Origin of the sequence: Stutzerimonas sp. FeSN7 (genome assembly GCF_030263795.1) — a bacterium.
In the GTDB taxonomy this organism is placed as follows: domain Bacteria; phylum Pseudomonadota; class Gammaproteobacteria; order Pseudomonadales; family Pseudomonadaceae; genus Stutzerimonas; species Stutzerimonas stutzeri.
This window is the reverse complement of sequence record NZ_JARPMN010000001.1, coordinates 1,819,151-1,840,505: the sequence shown is the minus strand read 5'-3', so window position 1 is coordinate 1,840,505 and position 21,355 is coordinate 1,819,151. Positions and strand designations below refer to the sequence as shown.

Sequence of the window (21,355 nt, the reverse complement as noted above, 5' to 3'; positions counted from 1 at the left end):
GATAGAACGAAGGGTGGCCACTGCGCCTCAGGAAAACTAGAACGGCGCCGATGCAGTGACTGGGCGGTCTTGCCCTCCACTGGATGCCAAACAGATGTTCAACAAAAACCTAAAACGGGAACTGGCTGAGTTGCGCGAGGACGCGGCAATCAACCAGCAGATCAAGAACTCGTTGTACAGGGAAATGATGGTCCTCGAATTGGACCCGCAAGGACGCATCCAGCACGCCAACGAGCTGTTCATCAGCGAAATGGGCTATCGCCGCGAGGACCTTATGGGCCGTCCGCTCGATGGCTTCTTCAGCCAGCAGTTTCGTAGCGAACCGAACTACTCACGGCTCAAGACCGCCATGCAGCGTGCCGAGCATGTCAGCGGGGCGTACCGCCTGGTGCGTGCCGATGGCCAGGAAGCCTGGCTGCGCTCCATCTGGCAACCGATCAAGGGCTCCGATGGCACGCTGCACCACTTCACCCTGTGCGCCACCAACCTGACCCGCACCATCGAGACGTCACGCGAGCACGAGAGCGTGATCAATGCACTGCTGCGCTCCACCGCCGTCATCGAATTCGACCTGGGCGGGCATGTCATCACGGCCAACCAGCGCTTCCTCGACGGCATGGGCTATCGCCTCGAGCAGATCAAGGGCAAGCACCACCGCATGTTCTGCGAACGCGAAGAGGCCGAATCCGCTGCCTATCGGGATTTTTGGGCCAGCCTGAACCGCGGCGAGTACATTGCGGACCGCTTCAAGCGCATCGATGCCCATGGCCGGACGGTCTGGCTGGAGGCTTCCTACAACCCGGTGCACGATGCTTACGGCAAGCTCTACAAGGTCATCAAGTTCGCCACCGTGATCACCGATCAGGTCAACCGCGAGCTGGCCGTCGCCGAGGCCGCGACCATCGCCTATGACACCTCGCACCACACCGATCTCAGTGCCCAGCGCGGCGCCCAGGTGGTCCAGCAGACCGTCGATGTGATGCATCGCATTGCCCAGCAGATGCAAGAGGCTTCCGATGGCATCGAGGCGCTGGACAAGCAGTCGCAGCTGATCAGTGCCATTCTCAAGACCATCAGCGGGATCGCCGATCAGACCAACCTGCTGGCGCTCAACGCCGCCATCGAAGCTGCTCGCGCCGGCGATCAGGGCCGCGGCTTCGCCGTAGTAGCCGACGAGGTGCGTCAGCTGGCCGCGCGCACCAGCAAGGCAGCCGAGGAAATCGTCGGGGTGGTGCAGAAGAACCAGGACCTCGCCCAGGCTGCCGTGCACAGCATGTCCAGCAGCCGAGACCAGGCCGAACAGGGCCTGGAATTCGCCAACCAGGCCGGCGCGGTCATCGTCGAGATCCAGGACGGCGCTCAGCGAGTGGTCAGTGCGGTCGGCCAGTTCGCCAGTCAGCTGAAGAACTGATGACGGGCTGCGCTCGGCCCAGCGCCTACACTTGCCGGCAGGCCCGAGCGCAATCGGGCGATGCATGTACCCGGCGGAGGATCAGCGCTTGAGCCAGAGGCCCATCATCCACATCGCGGTGCAGTCGGACGTCGAGCGGCTGCCGGCCTTCCAGGGATTGCCGAATCAGGCCATCGTCATGCCTGCGAGCGCCGAGGCCTTCTCCGCGGCTGCGCAGGAGCTTCTCGCCTGCCCCTGCATCGGTTTCGACACCGAATCCAAGCCGACCTTCAGGGTCGGCGAAGTTTCCAGCGGACCGCACCTCATCCAGTTCGCCACGCCGGCGAAAGCCTACCTGCTGCGAGTCGGACTACCCGGCTGCATCGAGGCGGCCCGCACCGTGCTGCAGGCGACACAGGTGGTGAAGATCGGGTTCGGGCTGAAATCCGACCGCTCACGGCTGCACCAACGGCTGGGCATTCATGCTTACAGCCTGCTCGATCTCGGTTCGCTGTTGCGTTATCAGGGCAAGAAGGGCCAGGTCGGCCTGCGTGGCGCTGTCGCTGCGGTGCTGGGCAGGCAGATCGACAAGTCCCGCCGCCTGGCCACCTCGAACTGGGCCAATCCGCTACTGACCGAAGCGCAGCAAGCCTATGCGGCCAATGATGCCTACGCCGCGCTGCAGGTATTCCTCGCCTTGCCGGCAGAACACCAGCAGGAGCTGCTGATGGCCGCGCAGCGCGCACAGAACGCAACCGCCGACGCCACGCTGGACCCGCTGGTGATTCGCTGGCAACGCCTGGTCAATGACAGCGGCCAGACCTGCGATCGCTGTGGCGCCACCGAGCAGGCGGTACGCCAGGCGAGCCGTCGGTTGCAGCAGGCGTTGCGCCGGTTCGGCGTCAGGGTGGGGGTCGAGGCCTGCGCCCTCACCCCGGCTGATTTCTCGCAGACGCCGCTGGAATCGAATCGCATCTGGATCGCCGGTGTACCGCTGGAGCAGTGGCTGGGCGCAGCTCACGGGCAGAGCAAATGCTGTTCGGCGTGCGGCGAGGCCAACTGCCGGACCCTTGAGTTGAACGAAACACGTTATGAGGCGGTCCCGGCCGCGCTGATCGTGCAGGCGGGACTGCTCGCGGCGCAACGCTTGCTCGGCCACCCCGTCGAAGCGCCCGTCGCACCTTCGCTACCCGATGACGGCTGCTGCGCCTGAAGCCCTCCGAAGCGCGCACGCCCGCCGTAGCAATCGCCCATGAGCGCTTCGTGGGCCTGCCCAGCGCGGCGCTCGGCAGGCGACTGCGCGTCCGGATCGCTCAGAGCGCATCCCAGCGGTAACGCACGCCCAGCCAACCGGCACGCGGAGCACCAGGGGCAATGAACTGTTCGTGCCGCCATTCGTCCGGGTCACTTTCGATGGCATTGCCGGCCCCCACGAACGGGTTCTCTGCCAGCGCTCCGCCGGTGGCGTAGCGCTGGTCGAAGAGGTTGTCGACCCGGCCGAACAGCGTCCAGTCACGTGCGAGCCGGTAATCGGCAGTGAGATTGACCACGGCATAGCCAGGAAGCCTGCCACGTCCCTCGAACTCGTCGTTGGCCCGATGCCGGTTGTTCTCGTTGCCACGTACGTACTGCGACGAGTACGCCAGCACGCTGGTGCCGAGGCGCAGCCTTTCATCGATATTCCAGCCCAGGCCCAGCTTGAGGTGGTGCTTCGGCAGACCCGGCAGATAATCGCCGCTGGATACGCGGATTTCGTCGTCCGGACAGCCGCCCTCGCCCGCGGTGCTGTTGTTCTCGGCAAGCAAGCACGCCGCAGAGCGGAAGGTGGCGTGCAGATAGGTGTAATCCAGTCGCCAGTCGATCGGCCCTTGCTGGCCGGCCAGGCCCAGCTCGATGCCCTGTCGGCGGGTGCGCCCGAAGTTGGTGAAGTATCCCATGCTGCCACCGGTGCCGACGAACAGCAGGTCGTCATGGTTCATGCTGCGGAAGGCCGTGGCGTTCCAGCGCGTTCCGCCAGCCAGCTCGCCGCGCACACCGACTTCGAGGGTGCGTGTCACCACCTGCTTCAGGAAGGGATCGGCGGCCATGGCGTTGGGCAGGCTGCAGGGGTTGTCCGGGTCGGCGCAGCCGAGTTCGATGGGGGTCGGCGCGCGGTTGCCCTGGGTGAAGCCGCCATACAGGGTCACAGCCGGCTGCAGTTGCCAGGCGAAGCCGAGCGCCGGGTTCAGTTTGCGATAGGTGAAGTCACCATCGAGCGCGTCCCCCATTCGATCGGCATTGACCACCCGGGTACGGTTGTAGCGCAGCGAGCCGGTGAGCTGCAGGTCATCCGTCAGTGACCAGGTGTCGGTCGCGTAGAGGCTGGAAGTGCGGGTGCGACCCAGCAAGCTGTTGGCCTGTTCCTCCTCTTCTGTGGCGCTGATGCCGCGTGAATCGGTCAGCTCACCGCCCTGCTCGCTCTGATGGAAGCTGGCGCGCGTGTTGTCGTGGGTAAGGCCCACGGCGAACTGGTGAGCGCCGACGTAATGCGTCCATTGCAAGGCCAGGCCGAACGCACGCTGAGCGGTGCGAGTGCGGTTCAGCACACCGCTCTCTGGCGCCTCGCCCACAAAGCCGTCGTCCTCCCATTGCTCATATTCATCCTCGTATTCGTCGTTGCCGTCGCCGTTGAGCGTTGCGGTGCGGGTACGACGCAAATAGACGGTGCCGGAGAATCGATCGCTGTCGCTCAGCCAGTGGCTGGCCGAGAGCGCCATCAGGTGGCTGCGATTTTCGGTCTGGTCCGGATGGGTGAAGATGGCTTGGCGGCTCCGGTGGTGCATGCTCTCAGGGATCAGGCCGTTGCCGATCAGATCGTTGTCGGCATGAGCCAGGGTCAGCGCCACATCGGTGGTGTCGGTGGTCCAGGCGAACTTGCCGAACAGCTGACGCACGTCCGATGGCGAATGATCGCGCCAGCCGTCCTCTTCCATGCCCTCCGCGGCCAGGTACCAGGACAGCTCTTCATGCTTGCCGCCATGCTCCAATGCGCCGCCCTTGCGCCCGAACGAACCCCCATAGAGTTCCGCCGAGCCACCGGGATGCGTATCGCCACGCTTGGTCTGCAGCGCCAGCGCACCACCCAGGGTATTCAGGCCGTACAGCGGATTGGAGCCCGGGACCAACAGCATGTCGGCGATGGCGGTGCTGGGAATCAGGTCCCAGTGCACCACATCACCAAAGGCTTCGTTGACCCGCACACCATCGAGAAACACGGACAACCCCTGCGGCGTGCCGAGCAGCGGCGAGGCGGTGAAGCCGCGGTAGTTGAGATCGGCCTGGTAAGGATTGCCCTGGATTTCGTTGACGTTGACGCTGGGCAGGCCACGTTGCAGCTTCTCGGCGAGCGACTGGCCGCCCAGCTTGCGCAGCTGTTCGTCATCCAGTGTCCGGATATTGGCCGGCACCTGGTCCCTGGGCAGATCGATGCCCGGCAACGGAGTCGTGGCAACCACGTCATCGCGACCAAGATCGAACGCTTCGTCGGCATGCGCCAGGCCAGGCAGGACGCTGGCGATGGCGATGGCAAGGGACAGCAACGTGCGCCGGGGGATTGCGCTGCGGCAGAGATACGACATGGTTGTTCCTTGTTCTTGTTGGCGGTGCGCGGCGGACAAGCCGCCCGGGCCGCTGCATGATGGCAAGCGGCCAGGCGCGATTATCGAAAGGTGCCCCGCTGCGCCGACAGGGAAGATTTCCCGGCCCTGGCGGGAAATCTTCCCGATTGCCAGGCGCTTGGTACTACGTCCTGTGGACTAGAACGGCCGACGACTTCCAGCGCGCGCAGGCGCCGCCCGTCCGTACGGACCGTGGAAAGACGGGGAAGCGGCAGCGAAGCGCTGCCAGAGGAAGGTCGCCGCGGCAAGAACCGCGGCAAAAATGAATGCGACCGTACCGTGCTGCCGTCAGGCCTCGCAGAGCATGTGGTCGCCGACGCGCAACAGGCCCTGGTCAATCGCCAGGTGCACCAGCTCAGCCTGGGAGCTGACTTCGAGCTTGCTCTTGAGCAGCGCCAGGTGATTGGAGACGGTCTTGCTGCTGATGCACAGCCGTTCGGCGATCTCGCGATTGCCGATGCCCCGGGCGAGCATGATGAAGATCTCCATTTCACGCGGCGTCATATCTGTCAGCCGTCCTTTGACGGGGGAGCGCGACGGCCGCTGACAAGCCAGATCGGTCGCCAGCGGCTGCTCGATGAAGGTCTGCCCGGCGAGCACCTTGCGTACCGCCTCGACCAGCACGTCCGGCGCGCAACGCTTGGTCAGGTAACCCGAAGCGCCGGCGTCCAGCGCCTGACGCACCAGCGCCAGCTCGTCGTGCATGCTGAACACCAGCACCGGCAACAGCGGCAATCGCTGGCGCAGGCGCCGGCAGGTCTCCAGGCCACTGATGCCCGGCAGGCCGAGATCGAGTACGACCAGATTCGGAATGCTTTCCTGCACCTGCTGCAGCGCCTGCTCGCCGCTTTCGGCTTCGCTGACACTCACCTCGGGCAACAGGGCCTTGAGCAGGCTGGCATAGCCCTGACGCACCACCGCATGGTCATCCACCAGCAGTATTTTCATCACGTCGCTCCTTCCACAGGCAGATTCAGATAAAGCGCCCAGCCGTGCCCCGGGCGATGGCGCATGCGCAGCCGCGCGCCGAGACAGCGGGCGTGTTCCACCATCGAACGCAGACCGACCCCGAGCCGCTCAGGCGGCAAGCCATGGCCATCGTCGCGCAGCAACAGCCGCACCCCGTTGCGATCGGCCCGTAGCTGCAGTCGCACGCGGGTCGCACGCGCATGGCGCGCCACATTGGTCAGTGCCTCCTGCACCATGCGGTACAGGTGCAACTTGGCCTCCATCGACAGCGGTGGCAGTGCTCCCTGCAACTGCAGTTCGCACTCGATCCCCTGGGTGCTCTGCCACTGCTCGGCAAGCTGGCCGATGGCATCGGCCAGTTCGAGGTGATCGAGCATCACCGGGTAGAGGTCGCGCACCAGGGTGCGGAAACCGTTCTGCAGATCCAGGCTGTGCTGTTCGAGATGGGCCGCGGTTTCACGCACGGCATCCGGCTGCTCCGCCTGGACCCGCAACAGGCAGGCCCGGGCGCGGATGCCTGCCAGGTACTGTCCCAGGTCGTCATGCAGGGCCTGCGCCAGACGGGTGCGCTCGCGTTCCTGCAGCGCGAGCAGCGCCTGTGTCAGCCGGTCGTTATCCGCTCGCGTGTCTTCCAGCGCGGCAGCCATGTGATTGAAGCGCTCGGCGAGTTCGCGCGCCTCGGCGAAGCGATGGGGCGGCAGCCGGGTATCGAGCCGCCCGTCGGCGATACGCACCAATGCGCCGAACAGCTCTGCCAACACGCGCATGCCGGGGCGCACCGCCCAACGGATCGCCAACAGGCAAAGCAGCAGGGCCACTCCGAAAAGAGCCAGCAGCTGCAGCAGCGAATCCCTGACTTCCTCGACCTCGTCGCTCGGATCGACGCTGATCTGCAGGCGCTCGCCCCCGGGAAGCTGCAGCTCACTGGGAGCGGCCAGCTCTGCCGGGTACAGCCACGTGCCGAGCCAGTCGGTAAGCAGCGTATCGCCGCCGTCTGTCGCTGGCTGCCCGGGCGACAGCCAGCGCACCCGCACGTGCCGCAGGCTATCGGTAAGTTCGGGGCGCAAGGTGGCGGGATCGCGCTCGGCCATCTCGCCGAGGTAGGCAACCACGGCCGCCGCGGCATCCAGTTCGCGCTGCACGTCGTGGCTCGCCTGGCGCAGCAGCACAGCCAGGCAGACCATCGCCACGAGGGCGAAGAACAGTGCCACCAGCAGGTTCAGTCGCCAGAGCGCGGACATATCGGCTACCTCCGGACGCGTGTCGCCTCACTTGACCACGAAGCGGCCTTCCATGCCCTTGCCCTCGAGCCCCTTGCAGTAGAACGGGTAGCTGCCAGGCTTGACAGGCAGGAAGAAAATCTCGGCTTCGCCGGCATCCTCGAACTCCAGCTCGACCAGGGTGATGGCCTTGATCTCCACACCGCCGGCCTCGACCTTGCGCAAGAAGATCGACTTGGCGAACTCCGGAGCCTGGAACGCGCATTCCTTCTGGCCATCGGAGCTGACCTTGAGCTGGTAAGCGACACCGGTCTCCAGCTGGTATTCCTTCTGCGAGACGGCGTAGTCGCTTTCCTCTGAACCGAAACGCAGGTCCGGCAGAGCCTGGGTGCGGCGTGTGAGATCGCCGGCGGCGTGGCTGCAATCGAAGCCGATCAGGCTGCCGATGAACAGAACGTTGAGCAGCAGAGCTTTGTAGGTGGGCATGGCACTGGCCTCTTTATTGTTGTCGGTGCCCATCCTAAGGCGCCGCGCTCGCCACCACCTCCTACCTTGGTAGCGCCTCGCGGCCAGCAAAGGTCGCCACGTCGAGCCCGGCCAGCATTGGAATCTGGGCCAGCCGGCCATTCGATTCAGCGCAAAGGCAGCCACAGGTCTCGCGGGCCGGAAGACCGCCGCATGCCCCGCCACAGCCATACCGCTACCAAAGTATCGGTACCAAGGTACGGATCAACTTCCCTGAGGTCCGGCCGCAATATCTCGATATCAATGATGCCAATTGGACATCACCCATTTCGCGCAACCGCCGAGACGCGATCACGCGCTCGAGGGCTCGCCGCAGCTGTCTTCTCATGCGTTATCAGGAGTCGTACCGTGATGCCTCTCAAATCCATCCAGCAGCGAATAGCGGTTATCGGCGGCTTATGCCTGCTGATATCCGCGGGAATCTTGATCGGCTACAGCGTTTATCTGGCCAGTTCCACCCAGCATCTGGTGTCGACCCGTGTCAGCCAGCAGGCACAGGAAGACGCGTTGCAGAACCTGCAACACCTCGCCGGCCAATACGCCGAAGAGATCCGCACTGAGTTCACCGAGGCGCTGGAAACGGCGCGCAGCATGGCAACCACCTTCGCGGTCGCCAAGTCGAAGGAGAACGGCGGATTGCAGGTCGGCCGCGACGAGGTCAACGCGGTCTTGCTGAACGTGCTGAAGAGTCAGCCGGACTTCAACGGAACCTATTCGTGCTGGGAACCGGACGCGATCGACGGCCAGGACTACCTCTTCACCGACGGGCAGAACGGCAACAACGCCCAGACCGGACGCTTCACGCCTTACTGGACGCGAAGCGCAGACGGCAAGATCGCCGTCCAGCCATTGGTGGAATACGACACCCAGGACAAGCACCCCAACGGCGTGCTCAAAGGCGGCTGGTACATCGGCCCGCGGGAAACCCTCAAGGAGAGCGTGCTCGGCCCTCTGCCATATGTCGTACAGGGCAGGCAGGTCTGGTTGGCGACGCTCTCGGTACCAATCATCGCGGACGGTCGCTTCCTCGGTGTCGCCGGTACCGACTATGACCTCGACTTCGTCCAGCGCATCAGCCAGGAAGTTTCCGCAAAGCTGTTCGAGGGCCAGGGTGAGGTGGCGATCGTGAGCGATCAGGGCTTGATCGTGGCGGAGAGCCGGTATCCCAACCTGATCGGCCAGCATTTCCAGCAGGTACTGCCGGACGCGTGGCGGCCCGCCCTGGATTCGATCCAGAAAGGCGAACGGCTTGCGCGGCTGGATGACAACGGAATGATGATTGTCCTGGCGCCGATTCACCTGGGCCGCACCGGCAAACCCTGGTCGATGATGCTCAAGATCGACAAGCAGATCGTCCTGGCCAAGGCGACCGAACTCAAGGCCGAAATGGATGCGCAGAGCCAACAAAGCATGCTGCAGCAGGTCGGCGCCGGGGTCGTCATATCGCTACTCGCAGTGATTGCGCTATGGCTCTCGGCACGCGCGATTGCCCTGCCCATCCGCAGAGCTGCACAACTGGCTGGTGCGATCCAGAAAGGCGACTTCTCGCAGCGCCTGGGCCATCGCTCCGCTGATGAAGTAGGCCAGCTCTCGGCCAGCCTCGATCGCATGGCAGACAGTCTGCAGGAGCAGGTGCATGTCGCTGAGCGCATCTCTCAGGGCGACCTGGCGGTGGAGGTCCGTCTGGCATCCGAACGCGACCAGCTGGGCCTTGCCCTTCGACGAATGGTGGACAACCTGAACGAGCTGGTCTCCCAGGTGCAGCTCAGTTCCGGGCTCATCAACGACAAGGCCGGCCAGGTCACCCGTCTGAGCCACGAGCTATCCACCGGCGCGACCGAGTCGGCCTCGGCCGTCACCGAAATCAGCGCCACCATCAACCAGATGGCGGTACAGATCCGTCAGACCTCCGAGTACGCGAACGAAGCCAACAGTCTTTCGCGCAAATCCGAACATTCGGCGCGAGGCGGCAATGAGCTGATGGCGACGTTGAAGGCCGCCATGCAGGAGATCAATCAGTCCGGCCTGGATATCACCAACATCATCAGAGCGATCGAAGAGATCGCGACACAGACCAACCTGCTTGCCCTGAACGCGGCCATCGAGGCGGCTCGCGCCGGCGAGCATGGTCGCGGATTTGCCGTGGTCGCGGACGAGGTGCGACAGCTCGCGGCACGCAGTGCCGAGGCCGCGCAACGCTCGACCCGCCTGATTCAGGAATCCAACGCGCGGACGGTCAAGGGTATGGAGTTGACCGACGACACCGCGCAAGCGCTGGAGGCCATCGTTCGCGGGGCAGCGCAGGTATCGCAACTCGTGGAAGAGATTGCGCAGGCTTCGAGCCAGCAGGCGTCCGGCATCGAACAGGTCAGCCAGGCCATCGGCCAGATCGATGAAGTGGTGCACCACAACAGTTCGAACTCGGATCAATCGACCCAGGCGGCTCAGGAACTGACGCAGCAGGCGCGGCAGATGATCGAGCAGGTCGGACGCTTCAAGGTCCGCTCGGTACGCTAGTCGATCAAGGAGAAGCGGCGCCCTTGCGCCGCTTCTCTACTACCTTGGTACCGCCCCGCCGGTACTTTCTGCATATTCCCCCGCTCCGCCATGGTTCCTATGCTGCCTGCAACGTCACAGGAGCTGCCCATGCGCCACGTATTACGACGAGCCGGTTTGCTGGCCGCCCTCGCCTGCTGCGCGCCCTTCGCTCTGGCGGCTGCCGGGGCCGAGCTTGAGGTGCGTATCGGCTATCTCGGCTACCGCCCCGATCCCGGTCCGCTGCTCTCCAACGTGATCCCCAAACCGGAGGACGCCGGCCTGCGCGGGGCCGAACTCGCCATCACCGACAGCAACAGCACCGGGCGCTTCCTCAAGCACAGCTACGTGCTGGACGCCGTGACCAGCGAAACCTCCGACGACCTGCTGCAGCAGGCAGCCCGGCAGCATGCCGACGGGCTGCGCCTGTTCGTGGTCAACGTGCCGGCCGCGACGCTGCGCCAGCTCGCCGAAGCGATGCCGGACAGCCTGCTGATCAACGCCGGTACCGCGGACGATGCGCTGCGCAGCCAGAACTGTCAGGTCAACGTGCTGCATACGCTGCCCAGTCGAAATATGCTCGCCGACGCCCTTGGCCAGTTTCTCGCCGCGCGGCGCTGGAACCGCTGGATGCTGATCGTCGGCCCTACCGAAGACGACCAGGCCTACGCCGAGGCGCTGAGGCGCGCGGCCAAGCGTTTCGGCCACCGCATCCTGGTGGAAAAGCCCTGGAGCTTCGACAACGACCAGCGCCGCAGCGCCCAGGCGGAGATGCCGCTGTTCACCCAGGCCGCCGAGTATGACGTGGTGCTGGTGGCCGACGAGCGCGGCGACTTCGGCGAGTACGTGCCCTACCAGACCTGGTTGCCGCGCCCGGTTGCCGGCACTCAGGGTCTGACCGCAACCGGCTGGCACAAGACCGTCGAGACCTACGGCGCCGCGCAGCTGCAGAAGCGTTTCGAGGCTCATGCCAACCGCTGGATGAACGATCGCGACTTCGCCGCCTGGATGGGTGTGCGCAGCCTCGCCGCGGCCGTCACGCGCCTGCGCAGCACCGACGCCGCGGCGATCCGCCAGCTGTCGCTCAGTGGCGAACTACCGCTCGACGGCTTCAAGGGCCGCAAGCTGAGCTATCGCGCCTGGGACGGCCAGCTGCGCCAGCCGATCCCGCTGGTGCACCCACGCGCACTGGTTTCCAACTCGCCGCAGGACGGCTTTCTGCATCCCACCAGCGAGCTGGACACCCTGGGCCTCGATGCACCGGAAAGCCGTTGCCGCTTGAGCGAGGTCCGCCCATGAGACACCGGCTGATCGCCCTGCTCACCCTGACCACTCTGCCCGTGCACGCCGACGAGATGGGCTACGAGGCCTATATCGACAGCCCCAAGCGGATCAAATGCCTGTACGGCTACGTCACCGCCAAGACCGGCAACTTCGACGCCGCCCGGCAGATCTTCGAGGACTGCGTGGCGCGCTGGAACGATGTCTATTCGCTGATCTCGCTGGCGCAGATGTACGAAAGCGGCAATGGCGTCGACACGGATCTGCGGAAGTCCGCCGCCCTGCTCAGGCAGGGCGCCGAGCAGCCCGATGGCGCGAGCTACGTCAGCCTGGCGCGCTATCACTGGGGTGTGGCCCTGGCCGAAGGCCGCGGCGTCGACGCCGATCCCGATGCCGCACGCGCCTGGCTGGAACGTGCCGCGGCCGGTGGTCAGCAGGAAGCCGCCGAGTACCTCATGCGGCTGGATGCCACCCGCACAACAGAATAACGACAAGAGAGCCCAAACATGCCCAGAACTGCCCTTGCCTCTGCGATCACTCTGGCCCTGGTCTTCGCCAGCGGCTCCGCAGCCGCGGCTACCGCCTATGTCTCCAACGAGAAGGACGACAGCATCAGCGTCATCGATCTCGACAAGATGGAGACCGTCGAGACGCTGCAGGTCGGAATGCGCCCGCGCGGCCTCACCCTCTCCCATGACAACAAGCTGCTCTACATCTGTGCCAGCGATTCGGACACCGTGCAGGTGATGGATCTGGCCACCCGCCAGATCATCAAGCAGCTGCCGTCCGGCGCGGACCCCGAGCAGTTCGCCCTGCACCCCAACAACAAGTGGCTGTACATCTCCAACGAGGACGATGCGCTGGTCACCGTGGTCGATGTCGACAAGGAAGAGGTGCTCGCGCAGATCGATGTCGGCGTCGAGCCGGAGGGCATGGCAGTCAGCCCGGACGGCAAATGGGCAGTCAACACCAGCGAAACCACCAACATGCTGCACTGGATCGACACCAGTACCAACCAGCTGGTGGACAACACCCTGGTCGACCAGCGCCCTCGCCACGTCGAGTTCACCAAGGACAGCAAGCTGCTCTGGGCCTCGGCCGAGATCGGCGGAACGGTCAGCGTGGTGGACGTGGACAAGCGCGAAATCCTCAAGACCCTGACCTTCAAGATCAAGGGCGTGCACCCGGACAAGGTTCAACCGGTGGGTATCAAGCTCACTTCCGACGGCAAATACGCCTTCATCGCACTGGGCCCGGCCAACCACATCGCGGTGGTCGATGCGAAGACCTACGAGGTGCTGGACTATCTGCTGGTCGGTCGACGCGTCTGGCACATGGCGTTCAACCCCGACGAGAGCCTCCTGCTGACCACCAACGGCGTCAGCGGCGACGTCTCGGTGATCGATGTGGCCAAGCTGAAGGTCACCAAGTCGATCAAGGTCGGTCGCTACCCCTGGGGTGTGGTGGTCACGCCATGAGCGCGCTGGAGGTCAGCGACGTGGCCTTCGCCTATGGCGCGCGACGTGCGCTGGACGGTGTCAGTTTCGCCGCCGCCAAAGGGAGATTCACCGCACTGCTGGGGCCGAACGGCGCGGGCAAGTCGACATTGATCGCCCTGCTCACGCGCCTGTACGACCTGCAACGGGGGCAGATCCGCATCGCCGGCTTCGGTCTGCGCGAGGCGCCGCGCCAGGCGCTCGCCCGCCTCGGCGTGGTGTTCCAGCAGAGCACGCTGGACCTGGACCTGACTGTCGAGCAGAACCTGCGCTACCACGCCGCCCTGCACGGCATGCCGCGGGCCTTGGCGAATGAACGCATCGAACTCGAGCTGCAGCGCCAACAGCTCGGCGAACGGCGCCGCAGCAAGGTGCGTGAACTCAACGGCGGTCACCGCCGACGCGTCGAGATCGCCCGCGCGTTGCTGCATCGCCCCGAGTTGCTGTTGCTCGACGAGGCCAGTGCAGGCCTCGACCCTGCCAGCCGCCAGGCACTCAACCAGCATGTGCGAGCGCTCTGCCGTGACGAGGGCATGAGCGTGCTCTGGACCACTCACCTGCTCGATGAGGTCCAGGCCGATGACGATCTGCTGGTGCTCAATCGCGGCCGTCTGGTCGCTCAGGGCAGCGTGGCGAGCCTCGCCCTCGATGGCGAGGATCTGGCAGCGAGCTTTGCACGGCTGACCGGGAGCGACGCGCAAGGCGCAGGGCTCGATGGAGCAGCACATCGGTCCGCAGCCATGCCGCCGAAAACAACCGAGCCCGCTGGCGAAAGCACGGGGCTCGCCTCTGGAGCGAAACACTCATGACGGCCTATTGGGAATGCCTGCGCGGCATCGTCCTGCGCGAGTGGCTGCGTTTCGTCCAGCAGCGCTCGCGCTTTCTCAGCGCGCTGGTGCGCCCGCTACTCTGGCTGGTGGTGTTCGCCGCCGGCTTTCGCGCGGCACTGGGCATCGCCATCATCGAACCGTACGACACCTACATCACCTACGAGACCTACATCGTGCCGGGGCTGGCCTGCATGATCCTACTGTTCAACGGCATGCAGGGCTCGCTGTCGATGGTCTACGACCGCGAGATGGGCAGCATGCGTGTCTTGCTGACGAGCCCGCTACCGCGCAGCTTCCTGCTCACCAGCAAGCTGCTGGCCACGGCGCTGATCTCACTGCTGCAGGTCTATGCCTTCCTCGCCATTGCCTGGTTCTACGGCGTGCAACCGCCGCCGCTGGGTCTGCTGGTCGCCCTGCCCGCCCTGCTGCTGGTGGCGCTGATGCTGAGTGCCCTGGGGTTGCTGCTGTCAAACGGCATCCGCCAGCTGGAGAACTTCGCCGGGGTCATGAATTTCGTGATCTTCCCCATGTTCTTCCTGTCCTCGGCGCTGTATCCGCTGTGGAAGATGCGCGAAGCCAGCGAATGGCTGTACTGGATCTGCGCCATCAACCCGTTCACCCATGCCGTGGAACTGGTGCGCAACGCCCTGTACCTGCGCCTGGCGCCTACTGCGTTGCTGGTGTGCCTCGGGCTGACCGTCATCTTCAGCCTGCTCGCAGTGCTCAGCTTCAACCCGCAGCACGCCGCGTTGCGCCGGTCGGCATGAGACGACTACTACTTTGGTACCGGTTCTCCCCTCCATCGTAGGATTTCAAAGACGTGGCCATTGTTCTGTAATCGACCCACCCAAACCCTAAGGAATACGGACTATGTTCAGGTCGCTGCTGCCCTTGCTGATCGCCGCGCTGCCTGGTTTCGGCATGTCCGTGACTGCCGTGGCCGAAGAGCAGCTCGCCCTGTTCTCTGCCGAGGGTTACCGCCAGACGCAATACCGCAGCCCGACGCCGGCAACCGCCGAGGGCGCGCAGACACTGGATACCGCGGCACTCCAGACATTGCTGGCAAAGGAGCCTGACGTGGTGCTGGTGGACGTCTATCGCAGCCAGTGGCTGGCTGGTCGCTTCGTCGACAGCGAGCCCCACGCCAACCTGCCGGGCAGCATCTGGCTGGCCAACACCGGCGATGGAAATCTGCAGCCCGAATGGGCAAGCTACTTCAGTGACAACCTGAAACGACTCAGCCAGGGCGATACCGAGCGACCGCTGGTGTTCTACTGCCGCTCCGATTGCTGGCTGGGCTGGAACGCAACCAGGCGCGCCCATGCCTTGGGCTATAAACGCCTGTACTGGTATCGCGACGGAGTGGACGGCTGGGAGCAGGCGGGACTGCCGCTGCACCCGGCGACACCGGAGCCGCTGCCTGGCGACGACTGACCTACCGCGCGCGAGCACGCCCCACCATAATCACAACAAAGAGGTGACCGGCCTTGTACAAGATCCTGATTGCGGACGACCACCCGCTGTTCCGTGAAGCCATCCATAACGTCATCCGCGACGGCTTTCCCGACCGCGAAATCCTCGAGACTGCCGATCTCGACAGCGCGCTTGCCTTGACGCTGGAGCACGATGATCTCGATCTGGTGCTGCTGGACCTGAACATGCCCGGCATGCACGGGCTGAACGGCCTGATCAACCTGCGCAACGAGGCGCCGACCATTCCGGTGGTGATCGTCTCGGCCGAGCAGGACAAGCAGATCGTGCTGCAGGCGATCACCTATGGCGCGGTCGGCTTCATCACCAAGTCTTCGCCGCGTGCACAGATGACCGAAGCCATCGAGCAGATCCTCAATGGCAATGTCTACCTACCGTCGGACATCATTCGCAGCCAGAAGAGCCCGAGCCGCCACTCGCACCACAGCGAGCCCTCCATCCCGCCGGAGCTGCTGCAGGCGCTGACGCGCAAGCAATTGCTGGTACTCGAGCGCATGACCAAGGGCGAATCGAACAAGCAGATTGCCTACAACCTGGACATCGCCGAGACCACGGTAAAGGCCCACGTATCGGCGATCCTGCGCAAGCTCAACGTGCACAACCGGGTCCAGGCGATCCTTTCCGCCGGCGACATCGACTTCACCGCCTACCTGCGCCGCTGAACACGGCGCAGGCAGCAGCCAGCCCTATCGACCCGCCGCCTGCGCCCCTTCGAACCAGGCGAGCTTCTCGCGCAGCTGCACCACTTCGCCGACGATCAGCAGCGTCGGTGCCTGCACGTCTTCCTGTGCGATGCGCTCGGCCAGTGTCCCCAGCGTAGCAGTGAAGACACGCTGGTTGCTGGTGGTGCCCTGCTGCACCAGCGCGGCGGGTGTTTCCGCCGACCGTCCATGAGCGATCAGCTGCTGGCAGATCACCGGCAGCCCCACCAGCCCCATGTAGAACACCAGCGTCTGCGCCGGCGCGGCCAGCTCGGACCAGGGCAGATCGCAGCTGCCATCCTTGAGATGCCCGGTGACGAAACGTACCGACTGGGCATGGTCACGATGGGTCAGCGGAATACCGGCATAGGCCGCGCAGCCACTGGCAGCGGTGATACCCGGCACTACCTGGAACGGCACGCCATGTGCGGCCAGCTCTTCGATTTCCTCGCCACCGCGGCCGAAGATGAACGGGTCGCCGCCCTTCAGCCTGAGCACGCGCTTGCCCTGCTTGGCCAGTGTCACCAGCTGCTGGTTGATCTGCTCCTGCGGCACGGCATGATCCGCACGCTGCTTGCCGACGTAGATGCGATCGGCATCGCGCCGGCACAGGTCGATGATCGCCGGGGCGACCAGTCGGTCGTAAAGCACTACATCGGCCTGCTGCATCAGACGCAGGGCACGGAACGTCAACAGGTCCGGATCACCGGGACCGGCACCGACCAGATAAACCTCGCCCAGCGCCTTAGGCGCCGCGCCGGCAAGCTTCTCGGCCAGCAGCCGTTCGGCCTCGGCGGTCCGCCCGGCCAGCGCCTGCTCGGCGATAGGCCCCTGAAACACCTCCTCCCAGAACACCCGCCGTTGCTGCACGTTGGCGAACCTGGCCTTGACCTGGGCACGAAACTGTTTTGCCAGCCCGGCCAGCTGACCGTAGGCTGCCGGGATCCAGGTCTCGATACGCGCACGGATCAGCCGCGCCAGCACCGGTGCGTCGCCACCACTGGAAACGGCGACCACCAGCGGCGAGCGATCGACGATGGCCGGGAAGATCACGCTGCACAGCTGCGGCGAGTCGACCACGTTCACCGGAACGCCAAGCGCATTGGCATGCTGCGACACCGTAGCGTTCAGCGGTTCGTCATCGGTCGCCGCGATGGCCAGCACACAACCCTGCAGATCCTGCCGGTCGTAACCGCGATCCAGGCATTCCCCAGCGCCCGCGTGCACCAGCTCGACCAACTGCGCCTCGATGCTCGGCGCCACCACCCGCAAGCGTGCCCCCGCGTCGCTCAGCAGTCGCGCCTTGCGCAGTGCGATCTCGCCGCCGCCGACGATCAGCACCGTGCGGCCCTTGAGGTTGTGGAACAGCGGGAGGTATTCCATGGGCGAATCCTGGGAGGTCGTTTGAGGTATGGGCATCACAGCCATTACGGCCGCGATGCCCCTTGTCGAAGATCAAGGATCCAGCCTGATGCCAGGACCGCGTTGACGCAGCGCGCCGAAGCCTCAGCCGATGACTTCGATGCCGCCCATGTACGGCTTCAGCACCTCGGGCACCAGAATGCGCCCGTCGGCCTGCTGGTAGTTCTCCAGCACGGCGACCAGCGTACGGCCGACGGCCAGCCCCGAGCCGTTGAGCGTATGGACCAGCTCCGGCTTTCCGGTTTCCGGATTGCGATAGCGCGCCTGCATGCGCCGCGCCTGGAAGTCACCGCAGTTGGAGCAGGAAGAAATCTCGCGGTACTTGTCCTGGCTCGGCACCCAGACTTCCAGGTCGTAGGTCTTGGTTGCGCCGAAGCCCATGTCACCGGTGCACAGTGACAACACACGGTAAGGCAGCTCGAGCAACTGCAGCACCTTCTCGGCGTTGCCGGTCAGCTCCTCCAGCGCCTCGAAAGACTTCGACGGCTCGACGATCTGCACCATCTCGACCTTGTCGAACTGGTGCTGACGGATCATGCCGCGGGTATCGCGCCCGGAGGCGCCGGCCTCGCTGCGGAAGCACGGCGTGTGGGCGACGAACTTCAGCGGCAGTTGCTTGGCATCGAGAATCTCGCCGGCCACGATGTTGGTCAGCGACACTTCTGCGGTCGGGATCAGGTAGAAGTCTGCCTCGCCTTCGCGGCTGATCTTGAACAGATCGTCCTCGAATTTCGGCAGCTGACCGGTGCCCTGCAGCGCAGGCGCCTGCACCAGGTAGGGGGTATAGGCCTCTTCGTAGCCATGCTCACGGGTGTGCAGATCGATCATGAACTGCGCCAGGGCGCGATGCAGGCGGGCGATCGGCCCACGCATCAGGGCGAAGCGGGCGCCGGACAGTTTGGCGGCGGTCTCGAAATCCAGCCAACCGTGCTGCTCGCCCAGGGCGACATGATCCTGCACCGGGAAGTCGAAGGCCTTCGGCGTGCCCCAGCGGCGAACCTCGACGTTCTCTTCCTCGTCCGCACCGACCGGCACGGACTCGTGCGGCAGGTTGGGGATGCTCAGCATCAGCTGGTCCAGCTCACTCTGGATGCGGTCCAGCTCCTGCTTGCCGGATTCGAGTTCGCTGCCCATGCGATCCACATCGGCGAGCAACGGGGCGATGTCCTCACCGCGCTGCTTGGCCTGGCCGATGGACTTGGAACGCGCATTGCGCTCGGCCTGGAGTTGTTCGGTGCGGGTCTGCACGGTCTTGCGCTGGGCCTCCAGCGCTTCGATGCGCGCCACGTCCAGCTGGTAGCCACGGGTGGCCAGGCGGGCCGCCACGTCCTGTAGCTGAGTGCGTACCAGTTTCGAATCAAGCATGGTGGGTCTCGTCTGTGAAAGCTTGGATGAAGGGCGAAGAGGGAGCGAAGTTTACTGTGAACGGCCGTCGGTTCATAACCTGGCGAGCGCCAGACCCGCCCAGGCCGCGAGCAGACCACCGAGCACGCTGCCGCCGACGTAGGCGAAGGCAGTCGCCAGCTGGCCGCTTTCCAGCAGGCGCAGTGCATCCAGCGAAAAACTGGAGAACGTCGTGAGTGCGCCAAGAAAGCCGATGATCAGTGCACCACGCAGCTCCGGCGAAATATCCGGCCGGGCGAGAAAGGTGGCGTAGAGATAGCCGATCAGCAGGCAGCCCAGCAGGTTCACCGCCAGGGTGGCCAGATAGAAATGCCGCGGCCATTGGGCGCTGACCCAGGTCGCGAGCGCAAAGCGCAGCAGGGTTCCGATCACGCCGCCGCAGGCGACGGCGAAAGCCATGCGGATCATTCCTTTCTCCTTTGGATCGGGCTTTCGCGATCGAGTCGGGCGAGGTGCTCCAGCTTGTCGCGGATCTTGCTTTCCAGGCCGCGAGGCACAGGGTGGTAGTAGCGACGCGGCTCCATGGTCTCGGGAAAGTAATCCTCACCGGCGGCATAGGCGTCCGGCTCGTCATGGGCATAACGGTACTCGTTGCCGTAGCCCAGCTCCTTCATCAGCCTGGTCGGCGCATTGCGCAGATGCAGCGGCACTTCCTGAGAGCCGTTTTCCGCCGCGTCGCGCATGGCCGCCTTGAACGCGGTATAGACCGCATTGCTCTTCGGCGCGCAAGCGAGATAGACGATTGCCTGCGCCACGGCCAGCTCCCCTTCCGGGCTGCCCAGGCGCTCCTGCACGTCCCAGGCGTTCAGGCACAGCGGCAGCGCGCGGGGGTCGGCATTGCCGATCTCTTCGCTGGCCATGCGCACCACTCGGCGGGCGATGTACAGCGGGTCGCAGCCGCCATCGAGCATGCGCGCAAACCAGTACAGCGCAGCATCCGGATTCGAGCCGCGCACCGATTTGTGCAGCGCCGATATCTGGTCGTAGAAGGCCTCGCCACCCTTGTCGAAACGACGGCGACTGTCGCCCAGCAGATCCTGCAGCAGGTCGGTGCTGATGACGCCACCCTGCTCGGCCAGGTCGGAGGCGTTCTCCAGAAGATTGAGCAGCCGCCGCCCATCGCCATCCGCCGCCGCCAGCAGCATCTGGAAGCTCTCTTCCGGCAGCGTGAGATGGAGCTCGCCGAGGCCCTTGGGCTCGGTCAGCGCGCGCGTCACCAGCTTGCGCAAGGCCGCTTCGTCCAGGCTTTTCAGCACATAGACGCGGGCCCGCGAGAGCAAGGCGTTGTTGAGTTCGAAAGAGGGGTTTTCGGTGGTGGCGCCGATAAAAATCAGCGTGCCGTCTTCCACATAGGGTAGGAAGGCATCCTGCTGAGACTTGTTGAAGCGGTGCACTTCGTCGACGAACAGGATGGTCCGCCGGCCGTACTGCGCCGCCTGCTGCTTGGCGATTTCCACCGCCTGGCGAATCTCCTTGACCCCGGCGAGCACGGCGGAAACCGTCTCGAAATGGGCATCGGAAACCTTGGCCAAGAGCCGCGCCAGGGTCGTCTTGCCTACACCGGGTGGGCCCCAGAACACCATGGAATGCAGCGCGCCCTGCTCCAGCGCCTCGCGCAACGGCTTGCCGCGGGCAAGCAGATGTTCCTGCCCGACGTATTCGTCGAGGCTGGCTGCGCGCAGACGCGCGGCAAGTGGCTGGGCGACGGGTTCGCGGCTGAACAGGTCCATTGCCGGCAGGATTACCTCGATTGCAGCGGCCCGCCAGGCGGGCCCGCCGTGAAAAACGGATGCCGAACGCCGATCACTCGGCGATGACGTCGGCCCCTTCGGGAATCTCGAAGGTGAACAGGTCGGCCTTGAGCGGCTGATTCATCTTCACCCCCATGAAGAGGATATTGGTGCGCTGACCGACACTGTCGATCAGCTGCATGTCATTGATCACGCCACCGCGGAAGGACAGCCGCAGGTTGTCGAACAGGGTGTCCTTTGCCTTGGGCTTGAGGGTGAAGTCCACCACATCCCCTGCCTCCTTGTGCGAGACCTCGAAGTTCTCGCTGATGGTGGAGACGTCGCCGGACAGCAGCAAAGCCGGTGTGTGTGTCAGGCGCTGGTCGAGCTCCTGGATGGTGACCTGCTCGAGATCCGGGTCATACAGCCACACCTTCTTGCCATTGGACACCAACAGCTGCTCCATCGGCGCATCGGTGTGCCAGCGGAACTGGCCGGGACGCTTGAGCGCCAGCTCTCCGGAGGTCTCCTGCAGCTGGGTGCCACTGCCGTCGAGCGAGAGCTGCGAGAAGCGGCCAGTTAGGGTTTCGGCCTGGTTGAGCAGGCCGGTCAGGCGTTTGGTAGAAGCCGCCTGGTCGGCGTGGGCCGGTACCAGAGCGACCATCAGGACAGATGCACACAGCAAACGGATCAATTGCATGTAGC

The 21,355-nt window shown here is 64.8% G+C and carries 19 protein-coding genes; 10 read left to right on the top strand and 9 right to left on the bottom strand.

What is annotated here, in order from left to right; genetic code table 11:
• The first annotated feature begins 94 nt into the window (after positions 1-94).
• Both P5703_RS08620 and P5703_RS08615 read left to right on the top strand, forming a co-directional pair.
• Positions 95-1,411, top strand: coding sequence for a methyl-accepting chemotaxis protein (locus P5703_RS08620; RefSeq protein WP_111481960.1), 1,317 nt, complete (start codon positions 95-97; stop codon positions 1,409-1,411).
• Positions 1,412-1,499: 88 nt separating this feature from the next.
• Entirely contained in the window at positions 1,500-2,603 is a 1,104-nt protein-coding gene (locus P5703_RS08615) for a DUF2703 domain-containing protein (protein WP_240787220.1), read from the top strand.
• 100 nt (positions 2,604-2,703) lie between these two features.
• On the opposite strand, the gene P5703_RS08610 is transcribed toward P5703_RS08615, so the two are convergent.
• The 4 genes from P5703_RS08610 to P5703_RS08595 all read right to left on the bottom strand — a co-directional run bounded on the left by P5703_RS08610 (position 2,704) and on the right by P5703_RS08595 (position 7,721).
• Positions 2,704-5,007, bottom strand: a complete 2,304-nt coding sequence (locus P5703_RS08610) for a TonB-dependent receptor (protein WP_254162905.1) — start codon at positions 5,005-5,007, stop codon at positions 2,704-2,706.
• A 327-nt stretch (positions 5,008-5,334) separates the two neighbouring features.
• Positions 5,335-5,994: a response regulator gene (locus P5703_RS08605; RefSeq protein WP_125919354.1), complete on the bottom strand. Its 660-nt coding sequence runs from the start codon at positions 5,992-5,994 to the stop codon at positions 5,335-5,337.
• Entirely contained in the window at positions 5,994-7,256 is a 1,263-nt protein-coding gene (locus tag P5703_RS08600; protein WP_234493120.1) for a sensor histidine kinase, read from the bottom strand. The genes P5703_RS08605 and P5703_RS08600 overlap by 1 nt, the downstream gene beginning before the upstream one ends.
• Positions 7,257-7,283: 27 nt before the next feature.
• Positions 7,284-7,721 carry a cupredoxin domain-containing protein gene (locus P5703_RS08595; protein ID WP_026006449.1) on the bottom strand — a complete coding sequence of 146 codons (438 nt, stop codon included), beginning with the start codon at positions 7,719-7,721 and terminating at the stop codon, positions 7,284-7,286.
• Positions 7,722-8,111: 390 nt separating this feature from the next.
• On the opposite strand from P5703_RS08595, the gene P5703_RS08590 reads away from it, so the two are divergent.
• From P5703_RS08590 to P5703_RS08555, 8 genes are all read left to right on the top strand, one after another.
• A complete protein-coding gene (locus P5703_RS08590; RefSeq protein WP_014596808.1) occupies positions 8,112-10,277 on the top strand; it encodes a methyl-accepting chemotaxis protein in 2,166 nt (721 codons plus the stop codon).
• Between the two features lie 129 nt (positions 10,278-10,406).
• Positions 10,407-11,594: a lanthanide ABC transporter ABC transporter substrate-binding protein PedA1 gene (locus P5703_RS08585; protein WP_279641921.1), complete on the top strand. Its 1,188-nt coding sequence runs from the start codon at positions 10,407-10,409 to the stop codon at positions 11,592-11,594.
• A gap of 56 nt (positions 11,595-11,650) precedes the next feature.
• Positions 11,651-12,064 carry an SEL1-like repeat protein gene (locus P5703_RS08580; protein WP_413970556.1) on the top strand — a complete coding sequence of 138 codons (414 nt, stop codon included), beginning with the start codon at positions 11,651-11,653 and terminating at the stop codon, positions 12,062-12,064.
• An 18-nt stretch (positions 12,065-12,082) separates the two neighbouring features.
• On the top strand, positions 12,083-13,054 hold the full coding sequence (locus P5703_RS08575) for a YVTN family beta-propeller repeat protein (RefSeq protein WP_017243934.1): 972 nt from the start codon (positions 12,083-12,085) through the stop codon (positions 13,052-13,054).
• Positions 13,051-13,881 (top strand): lanthanide ABC transporter ATP-binding protein PedB/LutE, encoded by an 831-nt coding sequence (locus P5703_RS08570; protein ID WP_045632053.1) that lies wholly within the window; start codon positions 13,051-13,053, stop codon positions 13,879-13,881. Before P5703_RS08575 ends, P5703_RS08570 begins: the two co-directional genes overlap by 4 nt.
• Positions 13,878-14,669, top strand: coding sequence for a lanthanide ABC transporter permease protein PedC (locus P5703_RS08565; RefSeq protein ID WP_014596812.1), 792 nt, complete (start codon positions 13,878-13,880; stop codon positions 14,667-14,669). Before P5703_RS08570 ends, P5703_RS08565 begins: the two co-directional genes overlap by 4 nt.
• 103 nt (positions 14,670-14,772) lie before the next feature.
• The gene (locus tag P5703_RS08560; protein ID WP_011913412.1) at positions 14,773-15,336 is read left to right on the top strand and encodes a PQQ-dependent catabolism-associated CXXCW motif protein; all 564 of its coding nucleotides are present in this window, start codon (positions 14,773-14,775) and stop codon (positions 15,334-15,336) included.
• A gap of 53 nt (positions 15,337-15,389) precedes the next feature.
• Entirely contained in the window at positions 15,390-16,055 is a 666-nt protein-coding gene (locus P5703_RS08555) for a response regulator transcription factor (protein WP_011913413.1), read from the top strand.
• Positions 16,056-16,079: 24 nt separating this feature from the next.
• On the opposite strand, the gene cysG is transcribed toward P5703_RS08555, so the two are convergent.
• The 5 genes from cysG to lolA all read right to left on the bottom strand — a co-directional run bounded on the left by cysG (position 16,080) and on the right by lolA (position 21,350).
• The gene (gene cysG, locus P5703_RS08550) at positions 16,080-17,477 is read right to left on the bottom strand and encodes a siroheme synthase CysG (protein ID WP_014596815.1); all 1,398 of its coding nucleotides are present in this window, start codon (positions 17,475-17,477) and stop codon (positions 16,080-16,082) included.
• Between the two features lie 123 nt (positions 17,478-17,600).
• Positions 17,601-18,881: a serine--tRNA ligase gene (gene serS / locus P5703_RS08545; protein WP_014596816.1), complete on the bottom strand. Its 1,281-nt coding sequence runs from the start codon at positions 18,879-18,881 to the stop codon at positions 17,601-17,603.
• A 72-nt stretch (positions 18,882-18,953) separates the two neighbouring features.
• Entirely contained in the window at positions 18,954-19,328 is a 375-nt protein-coding gene (crcB, locus tag P5703_RS08540) for a fluoride efflux transporter CrcB (RefSeq protein ID WP_014596817.1), read from the bottom strand.
• On the bottom strand, positions 19,325-20,650 hold the full coding sequence (locus tag P5703_RS08535; RefSeq protein ID WP_019407318.1) for a replication-associated recombination protein A: 1,326 nt from the start codon (positions 20,648-20,650) through the stop codon (positions 19,325-19,327). Before P5703_RS08535 ends, crcB begins: the two co-directional genes overlap by 4 nt.
• 73 nt (positions 20,651-20,723) lie before the next feature.
• On the bottom strand, positions 20,724-21,350 hold the full coding sequence (lolA, locus tag P5703_RS08530) for an outer membrane lipoprotein periplasmic chaperone LolA (RefSeq protein WP_125853895.1): 627 nt from the start codon (positions 21,348-21,350) through the stop codon (positions 20,724-20,726).
• Between the last annotated feature and the right edge of the window lie 5 nt (positions 21,351-21,355).